Source organism: Methylomonas sp. 2F7, assembly GCF_057126975.1.
On record NZ_CP195203.1, the window covers coordinates 4903919 to 4919724 of the forward strand.

A 15806-nucleotide genomic window follows, 5' to 3' on the forward strand; every position below is an offset into this window, starting at 1 on the left:
TCCTAATTTCTAAGGTATAATCGAACCACAGACCGCTGCACCCGGCGCAAACCCTCAATCCCAGACACTTACAGACTATTCTCATGGACTATTCTATAGAAAGCTCACCCTTAGACAAACTGCAAAGCGACTGTCTGCTGGTCGGAATCTACGAAAATCAACAACTCAGCCCGGCGGCAACCCAATTGGATAGCCTCTTCGGTGGCTTGCTGACTAAACTCATCAGTCGCGGCGACATCAAGGGCAAAAACGCCGAAACCCTGCTGGTCAACAACCTGCCGGAAGGCAATATCGCTCGCATCGTCTTGTTGGGCTTTGGCGAGCGCGGCAAAGTCACCCGCAAGCAATACCGCAAAGCCCTGGCCGCAGCGATTAAAACCATCAAGGACAGCAAAGTCGGTGCCGCCAGCTGTGCGCTGCTGGATATTGATGTCAACGGCGCTGACAGCCAATGGAAAGCCCGGCAAGTCGTGGAAGTATTTAACGACGGCCTGTACCAATACAGCGCCACCAAAAAAGTCGACGACAAAAATCCGCTGCAAAAGCTGGCTGTAGTGGCCGATGATAGTCAAAAAGCCTTGGCCGAATCGGGCCTGCGACAAGGCATCGCCATCGCTAAGGGCATGGAATTGGCCAAACATTTGGCCGATCTGCCCGGCAATATCTGCACCCCTACCTATCTGGCCGAACAAGCCCTGGCTCTGGCCGGCGAGCACGACAAATTGAATTGCGAGATCCTGGAAGAAAGCGACATGGAAGCGCTGGGCATGGGTTCCTTTCTGTCCGTATCGCGCGGCAGCCGCCAGCCCGCTAAATTGATTTGCCTGGATTACCAAGGTGGCGACAGCAACGCCAAACCGATCGTGTTGGTGGGCAAAGGCTTGACGTTCGACGCTGGCGGCATTTCCTTGAAGCCCGGCTTAGGCATGGACGAAATGAAATACGATATGTGCGGCGGGGCCAGCGTGTTAGGTTTAATGCGCATGGCGACAACGTTGAATCTGAAGCTGAACATCGTTGGTCTGATTCCGGCCTCGGAAAACCTGCCGGATGGAGCAGCCAACAAACCCGGCGACATCTGGACCAGCATGTCCGGCAAAACCATCGAAATCTTGAACACCGACGCCGAAGGCCGCTTGATTTTGTGCGACACGCTAACCTACGCCAAAAAATACAACCCCGACGTAGTGATCGACATGGCAACCTTGACCGGCGCCGTTATCGTCGCCTTGGGCCGGGTACCGAGCGGTTTGTTTGGCAACGACGACAAACTGTGCAACGATTTACTTAGCGCCGGCGACACCGCCTGCGACTTGGTCTGGCGCATGCCGATCTGGGAAGAATATCAGGAACAATTAAAATCCAACTTCGCCGATTTGGCCAACATCGGCGGCCCGGATGGTGGCAGCATTACTGCGGCGGTATTTCTATCCAAATTTGCCGAAGAATATCGCTGGGCGCATATCGACATCGCCGGTACCGCCTGGCGTACCGGCGCCAACAAAGGCGCAACCGGCCGGCCGGTGCCCTTGGTTGCTCAATACCTGTTGAATCGCGCTGCGGTTTAATGAAGGCGGAGCAGTGCATTAAAGTAAGGCGCCTTGTCACCCCCCTCTTTGAAAAAGAGGGGCTGGGGGAGATTTTCTAAAATATCCCCCCCTTTTTTCAGATAGGGAAGTACCTTATTAGCAGCATTAAAATAACTCCCCTTACTCAGCGCAGAACTTAACCGACATGACCGAACCCAGTCATTCGCCATCCCTCCCCGAAGTCGCCTTCTACGTGCTGGCGACCCACGACCAGCAGCAACGCCAGGATTTTGCCTGCAAGCTGATCGAGAAAATCTACCGCAGCGGCCACTTTCCCTATGTTATGACCGACTCGGTGGAACAAGCCGAGCAAATCGATAAAGCGCTGTGGACGTTTCGGGCCGGCAGTTTTATTCCCCACCAAATCTATCGCGGTGAAATCCCGGCATTTGCCAGCACCATTCTGATTGGCGGTGAAAACATCCCGGACGGTTGGCAGAAAATTGTCGTCAACCTGTCGAGTCTTTACCCACCGACCACGGCCCCGACTGAGCGCATTCTGGAAATATTGGATAACAGTGAAGAATGTAAGCAGGCCGGCCGGCAACGTTACCGGCATTACCAGCAAGCCGTACTGGCGATTACAACCCACAAAATGTAGGGTGGACAGCTTAGTGGGCATGTGTTGAAGAGGAACTAGTTCACCGCTTGGCAATCAAGCGTTGTCGATGTAGGCTACCGGTCTACCCCTTATCCGCCCACTCTCTCCATGAAAAGTAAAACGCTGATTGTTGCCGCCTTGCTTATAGCCATCGCCGCACTATTTTTCTACAGCCGCCGCCCGCAACCGGTTGATGTGGAGGTTTATACCCTTGCGGAAGGCGAGATGCGGGCAACGGTGGCGAATACGCGGGTGGGGACGGTGAAAGCCTGTCGGCGTGCTTATCTGGCGCCGGCTACGGGCGGGCAAGTGGCGGGTTTGTTGGTCAAGGAAGGCGATAAAGTTAAGCAGGGGCAGGTGTTGCTGGAAGTGTGGAATCAGGATTTAAAAGCTCAAGTGGTTTTGCAAAAAGCCCAAATCAATGCCAGCCGGGCCAGTGCCGAACAGGCTTGCCAGTTGGCCGGTGGCGCGGAGCGGGAAGCGGCGCGGATGACGGAATTGCAAAAGCACAAAAATGTGGTTTCGATAGAACAGGTGGACAAATCGGTGACCGGTGGTAAGTCGCAGCGCGCCGGCTGCAAAGCAGCGCTGCAGGCCATTGAGGTGGCCGAGGCGCAGTTGGGCGTGGCGGAAGCGGCTGTGCAGCGCACTTTGGTGAAAGCGCCGTTCGACGGTACGGTGGCGGAGGTGAATGCCGAATTGGGCGAGTTCGTCACGCCATCGCCGCCGGGGATTCCGACTTTGCCGCCTATTGATTTGCTGGACGTTAGTTGTCTGACCGTCTCAGCGCCTATCGATGAAGTGGATGCGGCCAGCATCAAGACCGGCATGAGTGCTTGTGTGTCGCTGGATGCGTTTCCAGATAAGCGCTGTTCCGGCGTCGTCACCCGCGTCGCGCCCTATGTGCTGGAAAAAGAAAAGCAGGCGCGCACGGTCGAAGTGGAAGTGACTTTGCGCGATCCCAAAGATTTGGCGGAGTTGTTGCCGGGTTACAGTGCTGACATCGAAGTATTACTCAGTCAAAAAGAGCGCACGCTGCGTTTGCCCGCCGAGGCGATTCTGGACAATCACCGCGTCTTGTTGATAGACAAAGATAATGTGCTGCATGAACAAAGCTTCCAGCCCGGCCTGTCCAACTGGAGTTTCACCGAAGTACTGTCCGGGCTAAAGGTGGGCGACCAAGTGGTGACATCAGTTGGCAAGGAAGGCGTGGCAGCCGGCGTCACGGTCCGCGTCAAGCCATGATTCAACTCAGCGGCATTCGCCGGGAATTTCAGGTCGGCGAGCAGACCGTACAGGCCTTGAACGGTATAGACCTGTCTATCGGTCCCGGCGAATATGTGTCGGTGATGGGTCCGTCCGGATCAGGTAAATCGACGCTGTTAAACATTGTCGCACTGCTTGACCAGCCCTCGTCGGGCCAATACTTACTAAACGGCACCGATGTCACCCGGCAAAGTGACGACGAGCTGGCGCGGATTCGCCGCGACAATATCGGCTTCGTGTTTCAATTTTTTCATTTGATCCCCAGGCTCACCGCAGCGGAAAACATCGAAATGCCGATGATATTGGCCGGGGTCGATAGCAAGCAGCGCAAGCAACGCGTGCTAGAGGCGTTGGCCTCGGTTAATTTACTGGATCGGGCAGAGCATAAGCCCAATCAATTGTCCGGCGGCCAGTTGCAACGTATAGCCATCGCCAGGGCAATGATCATGCAGCCCGGTATTCTGCTGGCCGATGAGCCGACCGGTAATCTGGACAGCAAGTCAGGTCAGGACATTATCGAGTTGTTGGAAAATCTGAATCGGCAAGGCGTGACTTTGATCATCATCACTCACGATCAAAATATCGGTGGCAGGGCTAAGCGGCAATTGCGCATTGTCGATGGACTATTGGCAGATCGCTCGGTTTAGTTTTTCAGTTTGGGCGGTGCTGAAAATGCTTGGTAGCGATAACTTTGTCGTTAGAGTTTTCCTGGTTGTGCGATACTGTCCGCAGATTTAAAGCGCCAGTGGGCCGAGGAGGGATGATGGAGCGATATAGATTAAGTTTTTGTAATGCCATCAAGCTGGATGAGGATTTGGCGGAGTTTATTGTCGATGAGGGTGTGGAACTGAACTTGGCTCTTGTCGACGAATATCATGCTTGGATCGTGGCGCATTTGCAGAGGCCCTATCTGCTGCTGGTTCACAAAGTAAACGCCTACCACTATGACTTTGCCTCGCAAACCGCTATGGGCACTTTGCTCGGTATTAAAGCGGCGGCATTTGTGGTGTATAGCCATATCAGCCAGCTAACCACCCAAGTTATGTTGTCAATGCCGCGGGATGCCGATTGGGTTTATCGGATTTTCAATAATCGCGACGATGCGTTGATTTGGTTGGGAATGCAGCGGGAATCGAATGATCAAGCAATGTCTTTGACGGAAAAATTTTAAAATCCACCCTTAAGTCATTAATTCGTTAGAATCTGCGTCTTTATCCACAGATTGGGAAATTTTTTGTGACTCAGGCCAAATATCGTTCTATTTTTACGCCCGCCAGCGACGCGCAACGGCAGGAAAATTTTGCCGATTATTGGCTGTTTACCCAACAACATGGTGGTGAGTTATTGGAAGCGGACCGGGATTTGGCAAAAAAGCGCGAACGATTGGTGTATTTTCAAAATAATCCGGTGCGCTTGCACAAACCCTTGGCGGATCCGGAAGCCTTTTATCGCAATTATGTGAAGATGGTGGACGAGCCAAAATCCCTGGACAAGCTGACCTTGTTACTCTGCGGTATCTATAAATTTGCGCGCCACGAATGGGTGGGGATCAAAGGTGCCTGGGATGTGGTGCCGGATATGGCTAATTCGCATAGCGTGGAAGACAAAATTTCCCGAGTGCATCTGGCCGAAGAATTTTGCCATTGGCGTTTGTTCGATGAAATGCTGAAAACCTGCGGATTAGAGCGGGTGGTCTGGGAACCGTTGACCCCGTTTAAGGAAATGATATACGAACAGTTTCCCAAGTTGCCGGGGGTATTGATGGATACGCCGGCCTTCGTCACGGAGTTGATGGGCGTCAGCTTCTATTGCCATCTGTATCAGTTATTCGACGAGTTATTGGCCGACGAGCCGGAAGTTCGGGATCGTCTGAAAGCTTTGTTGGACGAAATCACCATCGACGAAGTCGCTCATGTCGGCCAGCGCCGTAATTTCATCGGGCCATTGGGTATTAAGATTGCCCGCTATCTGGTTAAGCCGTTTTACATCATGTTTTATCAGGATATTCCGGAAGTCGGCGTACTGTTTGATGTTAAAAAAATGATCGCCCATGGCGAAGCGTTTGATTTTAATGAATTGCCGGACTACATGATCGCGCGCAGTTGGATTCCATCTTATTGCAAGGTTGCGGCTTAAAGTCTGGTCTCGAAAGCGCCGGCCAATTCAGCAATAACATGCCGATGGTCAGGCGTTGCAAGCAACCCGGTATTTCATAAAGCAAGAATAGATGCCTGGCTGGTCTGGCTTAACGTAAAAACGGCAACATCACGCCAAATACTAAAATCAGCGCGGCGCCGACCAGGGCCGTTTGGCCGGGAATTTGTTCGAACAGCACGACGCTCCAGGCCAGGCTTAATACCGGGGCCAAATAACCGATGGAGCTGACCAAGGCCGCGGGCGCCGCTTGATAAGCCCGGGTCATGTAATGTTGCGCGCCGCTGCCCGACAGACCTACCAAGAGTAATAAGCCCCAGCTTTCCGGCGAGCCCGGCAGGCGATAGCCAAAGCGCGCAAAATAAAAGCCGTGTAACACCAAGCCGACCAGACAAAAATAGAAAATCACCGTTTGCGGCGTATTACTGCGCCCGGCGCGCGCCACCATCAAATACGCCAGCGCCGACAGCAGACCGGCCAGCAACGCCATGGCTTGACCAAACAGGTTATGGCTATTGTGCAGGTCAAATAGCAAAGATACTCCGCAAAACGATCCAATAATCGCCAGCCAAACCAGCAGCGAGTTTTTCTGGCCTAGAATTAATGGCCCTAAGAGCATTACGAACACACCGCTGCTGGCGGTCAGAAAAGCGCTTTCGCCGGGACCGATGCGGGCGATGGCGGCGAATGACAGCATCAAGGCCGTGCTACCGAACAAGCCGCGCAACCACAGTGAAGGGCGGGCGTCGCCGAACAGACCGATTAGTCGGCCGCCGATCAGCGCCGGGATTATCAGAATCAATAAATTGGCCAGGATGCGGATAAAGCTGATCATGCTGGGTGGCAAGCCGGTATCGAGTAGGCCAATCGCATATGCGCCGGCGTTCATAACCGAAAACAACACACAAGCGACCAGCATGTAGATTAGGCCGAGGCGGCTGTTAGACGGCGGCAAGATAGGTTTGGGTTTCTGAATAGATTGCGGCTGATTAGTGGCGGCGGGCACTGATGCTTGGTTTAAGAGAGGTAAGGGCTAATAGGTCGATAATCAGGCTGTGTCGGCTCGGCCTGATGGCCTGCAAATCCAGAATATCTATGATCCCGCCGGCTTACCGACACACAAATTTAGTCGGAGCCGCGTCTATATTAAACCCTTAAGGTTTGGATGTGTGGTTTTTGGCAATATTGCCGGGGGATATTCCGAAATATTTGCTAAAAGCGCTGCTGAAATTGCTGGCGTGATTGTATCCGACGTGGGCGGCGGCAATGTCGATTTGGCAACGGCGGGATTCCAATAACTGATATGCGGTTTTCATTCTAATCTCTAATAATAAGCCATACGGCGTAGTATTAAAAAAGTGATGAAACAATTGCTTTAATTTAAATTGATTAGTACCGACACGTTTTGATAATTCCGCAATAGACGGCGGGTTTTTATATTCATTTAACAGAATGCTACGCGCGGCTTGGGCTATGTCCTTGTCTTTTTGCGCAAATATTGGCGAGCTCTTCTGATTGTCTTGCCATAGATGCCCCATTTCGGCGGCTAATATCGACATGGCTTGGCCGTGCATAAATACATGTTTTACCGGGTTATCCGGATGGCAATTTAATAACTGTCGCGTGGCAATTAATGCCGCGTTCGAAATCGGTTTATAGCTTATTAAACTAATACCATTCTTATTAAAAAATCGCGTTGCGGTATTTTCGCCGAAATATCTAATTAACCAGGATTTACTCATCGAAAAGCGCACTTGAGCCATCGGATTATTGGCTTGATATTGGCGCTCGCCAATACTGGAGCTAAATGCGGTTATCGACGTATAGCCTTCATTAAAGGTAATTTCGCGGCCTTGCGCATCAACGAATCGGGATTGCCCTTGCATGCCCAACGTCACGACCAGACGAGGGTTATGCTGATCCATCCGGGTCAGGACAGCTAAATCCTGACTGGGCTGATAATGGGTTTCGATATAGTTCAGATCCTGATCGAGCGGAAACAGAGTCGAGTGGCCTTTGCCCATTTCATGCGGTAGATACTCAGTCAGGCAATTGCCTTGCTGTTGGGACTGCAATTCTTCGTTTTTGATACGCCAGCGTCCCGCCGTTTTTTTCGTCATCGTAATTTCTGTGTTGTTACCAATAAGAAAATTTTATTTAAACTATGTTATTTGGCTTAATTGATAGTTATTAAATAGGCTGTCGAGTTTTTTGGATGAAATAATCGAACAACTAGGCATGATCGGTTGCTACTTATAGCATAAAAAATATTACTTTTAGCATATGAAAGGAGCTTAGGCGGCTGCGGGTGATTCGTTAAAATCAGCATTGTGATAAACGCTTTCCATATTCGAACATTAATCGATAAATGTTCGGTGGATCGGGTTTTATATTTGCCGAATGTTGACTGGAATTATCATGAAATACGCCTTGCTGCCCCTACTGAATTTACCCAAGCCCTTTTTGGTTTCCTTGGCGCTACTACAAGCCAGTGCCGCCGTGATGGCGGAGGAAAAGACTGACGAGCTCGATTCCACCGAGGTAGTCGCCAGTCCCATTATCGAAGAAAACCATGTGGACGAGTTCTCCGGCGTGTCCGCAGTCGTGACCGAAGAGCAAATCCGCGATCAGAATGCGCTGGATTTGGCATCCGTATTGAAAAGAACCCCCGGTGTGCAAATCTCGCGCTATAACCCGGTCGGCGCGTTCGGCGGCGACCAGGGCGGCGCAGTTTCGATTCGCGGTCAGGGCTCTGGCCGTCCGGGTAGCGAGATTAAAACCTATATCGACGATATTCCTATGTATATGGCAACCTGGAACCATCCCTTGCTGGATTTGTTGCCCGTCAACGGCATGCAATCGATTACGGTTTACAAGGGCCCGCAACCGCATATCAACGGCAACAATTTCGGCTCAATCAACCTGCAAACCAAAACTGCGGTCGAAGAAGGTATCCACGGTAGCGGTCGCTTGTCCGGCGGTTTTTTCGGCACGCTTGCCGAGCAAGCGGATGTGCAGGGCAAGTACGGCGATTTCGATTTCTCGCTGGCGCAAGGCTATGCCAAATCGGACGGCCATCGCCAAAATGGCTATGGCGAATTGCGCAATGTGATGGGTAAAGCCGGCTATCAACTGAATCCGCAATGGCGCTCGGATGTAACTTTTCTTTACGCGGATAACAAAGCCGGCGACCCTGGACGTTACGGGGTAACGCCGCCTATCGGCGAGTACGATACGGTTGCCGGCATGGTCGCCGCCAGCGTCAGCCATGAGCACGGCGATTGGCAGGGTAAATTTACCCTGTACCATAATGGCGGCGACGGTAACTGGTTGAGTCAAAATACTTACTTCACCGGCTTTGCCGACAACCGTTCCAATCTGCTCAGCCAATACAGCATGGACGGTTTTCGCTGGAAAGAGCAGTTTTCGCCGTGGCAGGGCGGCACCTTATTGGCCGGCATCGATAACGAATGGCTGAACGGTAAAGTGACTAACCTGGGCACGCAAACCGGCAACCAAATCTATCAATTTGCCACCCCCACTTTCAGGCTCACCAGTCCTTATGTGGCGTTGAATCACGACGTGGTGTTGAGTAAAGACTGGGTGATGGTACCGTCTATCGGTGTGCGTTTTTACGACCATAGCCACTACAAATCCAAAGCCTCGCCGCATGCCGGTTTGTCATTTGTCTCCGAAGATTTAACCGTGTTCGGTAACGTCTCCAATGGTGTCAATTACCCAGGCATTGACGCGGCGACTAACTCTGGGGCCTTGTCGAATGTGCCGTTAAATATGTTTTCCGGCGGCTTTTTACCGAATTTTTCAGCCGACGGCTGGCAAAACTTGTCGCCTGAAAACGTCGATCATGCTGAAGTGGGTTTGAAAGCCTCGCCGTTCAAAAGCACAAAAATCGATTTGAGCTTTTTCATCGATAACGTCAAGAACCGCTACGTATTCGATTTAACCCAGGGTGCGTATCTCAATTACGGCTCGTACTGGATGCGCGGCTTGGAAGCCTCTGTAAAACAAGAGCTGATCGCCGACTGGAGCATGTTTGTCGGATTGACTTTGCTCAACCCCAGCATCCCGAATTTGCCCTACACCCCGGAACAAGCAGTGACCGCCGGCATCAACGGCCCCATCGGTCCGCTGCGCTTTTCTTTCGATTTGCAATACCAATCAAGAACCTGGGCGTTGAACAGAGCCCGGAATGTCGGCGAAGTGAATAACCAACGTGTTGAAGCCTTTACCGTGGCAAACACCCGGCTGGCCTATCCTATTGCCGAGTTAGGCAAAAAAGGCGAAGTCTTTGTCAGTGTGGAAAATTTGTTCGACAAACGCTACGTCTATCGCCCAGGTTATCAAATGCCGGGCATTTGGGGACAAATCGGTATTGCCGCTAGCTTCTAGGCGATTTAATCCCCATCAACTCGACAGCGCCGGCTTTCGCCGGCACTGCTTTTTGCGAAATAGCCATGAAATCTCAATCTAGTTTCAACCGCTGCCTCCAATTGCTTTCCGCGCTGGTGCTGACCTTGCCGGGCAGCGTCGCCTTCGCCCAAGACCAACCGTTGCTCATCGCGGCAGCGCGGGTTTTCGATGGCTATACGCTCCGAAACGATGCAGCGGTGCTGATCAGCGAAGGCAAGGTTGCCAGGATAGACGACCGGGAAGCCTTTAACGATAGCGATGCGCCCCGGCTCGATCTCGGCGATGCAACCCTACTGCCCGGTTTTATCGAGTTGCACGCACATTTAAGCTATCAACATGTCCCGGCCGATACCGTGTTGCGCCATGGCATCACCACGGTGCGCGATGTCGGCGGGCCGCTGCATCCACCCTATGGCGGCGACGGCAGTTTAAGGCTGATGACGTCTGGGCCGATTTTAACCGCGCCGGCAGGCTATCCGATACCGAATCTGGGCGAATCCGATATTGCCTTGCCGGTAGCCGATGCCCAGCAAGCTCGGCAAGCGGTGCAGAAGTTGGTAGCCGGCGGCGCAGTCGTGATCAAAGTGGCGTTGGAGCCGGGTGGCGAAGCAGGCGCGCCCTGGTCTGGCGGGCACGCTCACGCTCACTCCCAACACTCGCACACCAACACGCACGATAAGCCTCGTAGCTGGCCGATGTTATCTCCGGTTGTGCTGGCGGCCATCGTCGACGAAGCGCATCAATTGGGTCGTCGGGTGGCGGCGCATCTTGCCGAGTCTAAAGGCGCACAATTGGCCTTGGATGCCGGCGTCGACGAATGGGCGCACGCGCCCTGCAACACATTGCCGGATGCGCAATTGCAGCGAGCCGTGGCACAGCATGTCAGAATCGTCAGTACCATCGATACCCTGTCCAAATGTCCGGGCGTGAGCAGCAATGTCAAACGCTTAGCCGAGTTGGGAGCGGAGTTTTTGTATGGCGCGGAAATCGCTCATCCCGACATTCCCTGGGGCATAGACGGCCAGGAATTGCTGTACCTGCAACATCTGGCGGGCATGGCGCCGTTGGATGTGATGCGGACCGCAACCTCCAAAGCCGGTCAGTATCTGAACATACCTCTACTGGGCACTCTGCTGCCCGGCGCACCCGCCGACCTGATCGCGGTAAAAGGTGATCCGACGCAAAAGCTTAAATTGTCGGAATACCCTGATTTGGTGATGTCCGGTGGCAAGCTGATAATCAATTACTTCGGAAATTGATCGGTTCCGGTTCTATAGGGGCTGCGCTCAGCTTCTGGAAACCTAAGCTCAAGGCTCTAATCCCGCGATCTATGGAGCGCGTGCGTTTTAGCTGGGTATTGTTGGCGGTTCCGGCTAAACTGCCGGCTAAGCTTGTTACCCAATCGCCATGCTCAGTAAAGACTTACTCCTTCAAGCCGGCAAAGCCATCCGGACCCAACCCCTGCGCGCCGCGCTGATTATTTTGGCGATGAGCATAGGCGTGGCTGCCGTGAATGTGTTGACCGCTTTGGGCGACAGCGCCCGCAATTATGTGGTCCACGAATTCGAATCGCTGGGCACCCATCTAGTCATCGTGCTGCCTGGCCGGACCGAAACCACCGGCGGCCACCCACCCCTATTTGGCGAAACACCGCGCGATTTGACGCTGGACGATGCTGCCGCCTTGTTCCGCAGCCGGCACGTCGCGGCCATTGCGCCGGTCAGCATCGGCTCGGCGCCGGTGTCGGTCGGCGGTCTGGAGCGGGAAACCAATGTGATGGGTTCTACGCGGGCTTTGCTGCGCGTGCGGCATTTAACCATGGCCCAAGGCCAATTTTTACCGGAAGCCGATGCCGATAAGGAAATCTCGGTGTGCGTGATCGGCAAAACCATCAGTGACGAATTGTTCGCGCACCAGCAAGCGGTGGGGCAGTGGCTGCGCATCAATGACCGCCGGTTTCGAGTGATTGGCGTGTTAGCCAAGGAAGGCCAATCGATAGGCACCGGTTTTGACGAATTAATCATCGTGCCGGTGGCGTCCGCGCAAGCCTTGTTCGACAGCCATTCCTTGTTTCGGATTTTAATTGAGGCGCATTCGGAAGCAGCCATGTACAAGGCTGTCGACGAGGTCCGCAATATCATCAAGCTACGCCACGAAGGCGAGGACGATGTGACGGTGATTACCCAGGACAGCGTGGTGAATACCTTCGACAAAATCCTGACCGCGTTGACTTTTACCGTGGCCGGTATTGCAGCGGTCAGTCTGGCGGTGGCGGGCGTGTTGGTGATGAATGTGATGCTGGTCAGCGTTAGCCAACGCACCGCGGAAATTGGTTTGCTGAAAGCCTTGGGCGCCACCCAAGGCCAGTTGCAACGCTGGTTTTTATGCGAAGCGGCCCTGCTATCCCTGGCTGGCGCAGTGGTCGGCAGCGTGATAGGCCAGTTCGGTATCTTGGTATTGCAGTGGCTGTATCCTAATTTTCCGGTCGCTTTGCCGCTTTGGGCCAGATTGTCGGCCTTGGCGGTGGCGCTGGTCACCGGTTTGATTTTCGGGGTAATGCCGGCCCGCAAGGCGGCGCGGCTGGACCCGGTCGCGGCTTTGGCGAGGCGCTAAGATGAATTGGCTGGATTTATCGAAACTGGCGCTGCGCAGCATCAGCAGCCATAAACAACGTTCTCTGCTGACGGCGCTGGGTTTGATCATTGGCATTGCCGCCGTGGTGATTTTGACCTCCATCGGCCGCGGAATTCATAGTTTCGTGTTAGCGGAATTTACCCAGTTCGGCACGCATCTGATCGCGGTCTATCCCGGTAAAACCACTACCTTCGGTTTGTCCGGCGCTACCATCAGCACGGTGCGGCCTTTATCCACCGCCGATGCGGCCAGTCTGGAAAATCTGGATCATGTGTTGGCGGCGATGCCCATGGTACAAGGCAATGCCCGGATCGAGGCCGGCGCTAAGCAGCGCCGTGCCAATGTGTTTGGCGTCGGTGCCGCGTTGCCTCAGGTCTGGCAGTTGAAAGTTGATAGTGGTCGCTTTCTGCCCAACGACGGCCTGGATAATCCGCGCGCTTTCGCGGTGTTGGGCAGTAAGATGCGCACCGAATTATTTGCTAGCGCTAGCCCCTTGGGGCAGCGCATCCGTATCGGCAGTGACCGGTTTCGGGTGATCGGCGTGATGCAGGCCAAAGGTCAGATGTTGGGGTTTGACCTGGACGACACGGTGTTCATCGCCAGCGGCAAGGCCATGGAGATGTTCGATCGGCAAAGTTTGATGGAAATCGATCTGCTATACAGCAGCGAGACCAGTGCGGAAACGGTGGAGCAAGCCATCAAACGCCGCTTGATCGCCAGACACGGTGCTGAAGATTTTACGATTGTTACCCAGAACCAGATGCTGGAAAAAATGGATTCGGTATTGAGTGTCTTGACCTTGGCGGTGGCGGCGCTGGGTAGTATCTCGCTGCTGGTGGGCTCAGTGGGTATCCTGACTATCATGACCATCGCGGTGTCGGAACGGGTGTCGGAGATAGGTTTGTTGCGGGCCATTGGCGCCGAGCGCGGGATGGTGTTCAACTTGTTTCTCGGTGAAGCGATGTTGCTGAGTTTGGTCGGCGGGGCGGGAGGTGTTTTGTTGGGCGTGGCGCTGGTGAAGCTCGCCGCCGCTTTTGTTCCCGCGCTGCCGGTGCAATTGGCCTGGAATTACATCGTTGCCGCCTTTGCGATTTCCCTGTTTATAGGCATCGCGGCCGGCGTGGTGCCGGCCATCAAGGCCGCTAGATTGAATCCGCTGGAAGCTTTACGGGCGGAGTGATCTGCATAATGTCCATCCCCACTGTAAAAAAATGATGGTTATCGGGGCGTCTGTCAGCTTGGCGAATGGATTCGGCCAAGTCGGATTCTGGGCTATGCTTATCAGCATTTGTAGCCAATGTTTTTCAAGAGGCCTTTATGCTGAATATTAGTAATTATTACGAGCGATTGGTGATAGACCGGCTTTGGAAGCTTGCTGAGCAGGCCGACGAGCCATTCAGTCAAGCATTTCAGGAAGACGTGGCTTGTCTGGCGCTGAATAAATTACCGCCGTGTTATGTGCGGAACACCATCGATAAAGGTATTAATGTCAGCGAGCAGCAATATCAGGAGATGGCCGGTGCTGTCGATATGGCGGTGGAGCAGGCGATACAGCAGGTTTTGCGCCGGCCTCGCGAGCACCGGAATGATTGAGTTTTTGCCATTAGCCACTGAATCCGCCGATTCTGTAAAACCATGAAAAACGCTTTGATTTTTTTACTAGTGGCTTGCGGTTTGCAGGCTTGCGACTCGGCGCCGGCCGATAAACCCAACCCGCCTAAAGCAGTGCCGCCGCCCCTTTCGGATGCAATCAAACAACCCATGGATCAGGCCAGAGATGCGGAAAAGCAGATTTTTGAAAGTGCGGACCGACAGAAACAGCAGGCAGACCAGATGTAATGTGGGGCAGAGATTCGATAACCGATGCTATTGAATCTCTGCCGCCAATTACCCTGCCGCTGGCGCGTGCAGGGCGGGTTGGACTTACTTCAGTTTAGGGCAGTCGAGATAGTCAGGGTGCGCGGAAATAACCACGGCAACGCGGTGACTTTGATCAGCCGTATTATCGGGGCCGTGCGCTTCGCCGATAGCTTTAGAGACCAGTTGCGAGGCTCTGGCGCCATTTTTGATCAGCAGTTCGCTAACGGATTTAGCCCTTCTTTCTGACAGGGCTTGGTTATAGGCTGGCTTTCCTACTGTGTCGGTGGAAGCTGTTACAGTCGCTGTGGCATCGGGGTGGTCGTGTAAAAAGTGACCAATGTGGCCGATGGTGTCTTCCTTGGTTTTGAACGGCACGTGGCTACCGGTTTTGAAGTAGGCTACGGTTTCATGAATGGTTTCCACGTTGTGGTGATTTTGTGAATGCACCTCGGTTAGCCATTGGCAATACTCTTTTTCCGAGGCCAAAATGTGTGCAGCGGCTGATTTTGCAGCCTCCTGCGCTTTTAGACTCTCGTCGATGTTCCAGTAGTAATCGTTTTGCCAGTGTTTCAGCACATGATTGGCCGTTTTTAACTCTTGTTCAGCCGCTGACGCGTGGAGCAAGGCTTGACCGTAATGACCTTTAGATGCGGCATCAATTTCCGCACTCAGTCCCGCTACATCTTTTTTCGGAGTGGAACATGCGGTCAGCGAGAGGGCCAGAACGGCAAGCGGGATGTATACGTATTTTTTTTTCATGATCTTATCCTCTAAATCGAGCGGTATCGTCCGCGTTACTTGCCATGATCCAGCGTGTCGGAATAGCCGTGATCCAGCGGGCCGAAATGGGTCCAGTAGCCGGGGAAATGCAGGCCGAAGTAACGGGTATCCTCGCTAAAACGGTCCCAGACGTATGGCGGAGAGATAAATTCATCGGTGGGTATCGGCGAGGTAATCAGTTCCGCCACGCCTATCACAGTGCGGCTGACGGTGTGCGCCACGCCACGTATCACGCCCCAAGTCGAGCCAAGCAGGAAGTTTTGGTCGTGAGTAATGTTGGTCACGTTTTTAGGGATTTCGATAAAACTGAAGGCGGTGTTAGCAAAGCCTTGGCTAACTCTGGAAGTGAAACCCGCCAAATAACCCGTATGGTTTTCGTCCGCAATTGCCGTTTGGCTTGCTAACAATGCACCTGACAGCAAACAGGTGGTGAGGAATTTATTTTTATTCATGTTGGATACTCCCGTGGTGTTACAAATTTGATTCTACTG

General features: G+C 53.2%; 16 protein-coding genes. 12 read left to right on the plus strand and 4 right to left on the minus strand.

The genetic code is table 11. The features are described 5' to 3' along the window. The first annotated feature begins 83 nt into the window (after window positions 1–83). The 6 genes from ACR64Q_RS22115 (at window position 84) to ACR64Q_RS22140 (ending at window position 5592) form a co-directional block, all read left to right on the plus strand. Complete coding sequence (locus tag ACR64Q_RS22115) at window positions 84–1568, plus strand: leucyl aminopeptidase (protein WP_313733159.1); 1485 nt, start codon at window positions 84–86, stop codon at window positions 1566–1568. A gap of 166 nt (window positions 1569–1734) precedes the next feature. Continuing rightward, entirely contained in the window at window positions 1735–2190 is a 456-nt protein-coding gene (locus ACR64Q_RS22120) for a DNA polymerase III subunit chi (protein WP_313733160.1), read from the plus strand. A gap of 108 nt (window positions 2191–2298) precedes the next feature. Next, window positions 2299–3435 (plus strand): efflux RND transporter periplasmic adaptor subunit, encoded by a 1137-nt coding sequence (locus ACR64Q_RS22125; RefSeq protein WP_313733161.1) that lies wholly within the window; start codon window positions 2299–2301, stop codon window positions 3433–3435. Next, window positions 3432–4103 (plus strand): ABC transporter ATP-binding protein, encoded by a 672-nt coding sequence (locus ACR64Q_RS22130; protein ID WP_313733162.1) that lies wholly within the window; start codon window positions 3432–3434, stop codon window positions 4101–4103. Before ACR64Q_RS22125 ends, ACR64Q_RS22130 begins: the two co-directional genes overlap by 4 nt. Window positions 4104–4216: 113 nt before the next feature. Next, window positions 4217–4627 (plus strand): hypothetical protein, encoded by a 411-nt coding sequence (locus ACR64Q_RS22135; RefSeq protein ID WP_020483858.1) that lies wholly within the window; start codon window positions 4217–4219, stop codon window positions 4625–4627. Window positions 4628–4692: 65 nt separating this feature from the next. Next, on the plus strand, window positions 4693–5592 hold the full coding sequence (locus tag ACR64Q_RS22140; RefSeq protein ID WP_313733163.1) for a hypothetical protein: 900 nt from the start codon (window positions 4693–4695) through the stop codon (window positions 5590–5592). Between the two features lie 109 nt (window positions 5593–5701). Here ACR64Q_RS22140 and ACR64Q_RS22145 read toward each other — a convergent pair whose 3' ends face one another. Together ACR64Q_RS22145 and ACR64Q_RS22150 are read right to left on the minus strand one after the other, a co-directional pair. Continuing rightward, window positions 5702–6616: a DMT family transporter gene (locus ACR64Q_RS22145; protein WP_313733164.1), complete on the minus strand. Its 915-nt coding sequence runs from the start codon at window positions 6614–6616 to the stop codon at window positions 5702–5704. Between the two features lie 148 nt (window positions 6617–6764). Beyond that, the gene (locus ACR64Q_RS22150; RefSeq protein ID WP_313733165.1) at window positions 6765–7730 is read right to left on the minus strand and encodes a helix-turn-helix transcriptional regulator; all 966 of its coding nucleotides are present in this window, start codon (window positions 7728–7730) and stop codon (window positions 6765–6767) included. A gap of 298 nt (window positions 7731–8028) precedes the next feature. Here ACR64Q_RS22150 and ACR64Q_RS22155 point away from each other — a divergent pair, with 298 nt between their 5' ends. The 6 genes from ACR64Q_RS22155 to ACR64Q_RS22180 all read left to right on the plus strand — a co-directional run bounded on the left by ACR64Q_RS22155 (window position 8029) and on the right by ACR64Q_RS22180 (window position 14514). After that, window positions 8029–10020, plus strand: a complete 1992-nt coding sequence (locus tag ACR64Q_RS22155) for a TonB-dependent receptor (RefSeq protein WP_313733166.1) — start codon at window positions 8029–8031, stop codon at window positions 10018–10020. A gap of 65 nt (window positions 10021–10085) precedes the next feature. Beyond that, complete coding sequence (locus ACR64Q_RS22160) at window positions 10086–11300, plus strand: amidohydrolase family protein (protein WP_313733167.1); 1215 nt, start codon at window positions 10086–10088, stop codon at window positions 11298–11300. Between the two features lie 148 nt (window positions 11301–11448). Next, window positions 11449–12654, plus strand: coding sequence for an ABC transporter permease (locus ACR64Q_RS22165; RefSeq protein WP_313733168.1), 1206 nt, complete (start codon window positions 11449–11451; stop codon window positions 12652–12654). A 1-nt stretch (window position 12655) separates the two neighbouring features. Further along, window positions 12656–13855, plus strand: coding sequence for an ABC transporter permease (locus ACR64Q_RS22170; RefSeq protein WP_313733169.1), 1200 nt, complete (start codon window positions 12656–12658; stop codon window positions 13853–13855). A 137-nt stretch (window positions 13856–13992) separates the two neighbouring features. After that, window positions 13993–14268 (plus strand): late competence development ComFB family protein, encoded by a 276-nt coding sequence (locus tag ACR64Q_RS22175; protein ID WP_020483866.1) that lies wholly within the window; start codon window positions 13993–13995, stop codon window positions 14266–14268. A 42-nt stretch (window positions 14269–14310) separates the two neighbouring features. After that, window positions 14311–14514 (plus strand): hypothetical protein, encoded by a 204-nt coding sequence (locus ACR64Q_RS22180; RefSeq protein ID WP_313733170.1) that lies wholly within the window; start codon window positions 14311–14313, stop codon window positions 14512–14514. 84 nt (window positions 14515–14598) lie between these two features. Here the strand turns inward: ACR64Q_RS22180 and ACR64Q_RS22185 are convergent, their stop codons facing one another. Together ACR64Q_RS22185 and ACR64Q_RS22190 are read right to left on the minus strand one after the other, a co-directional pair. Beyond that, the gene (locus ACR64Q_RS22185) at window positions 14599–15294 is read right to left on the minus strand and encodes an OmpA family protein (RefSeq protein WP_313733171.1); all 696 of its coding nucleotides are present in this window, start codon (window positions 15292–15294) and stop codon (window positions 14599–14601) included. Between the two features lie 35 nt (window positions 15295–15329). Further along, window positions 15330–15767 carry an exosortase system-associated protein, TIGR04073 family gene (locus tag ACR64Q_RS22190; RefSeq protein WP_313733172.1) on the minus strand — a complete coding sequence of 146 codons (438 nt, stop codon included), beginning with the start codon at window positions 15765–15767 and terminating at the stop codon, window positions 15330–15332. Window positions 15768–15806: the final 39 nt, after the last annotated feature.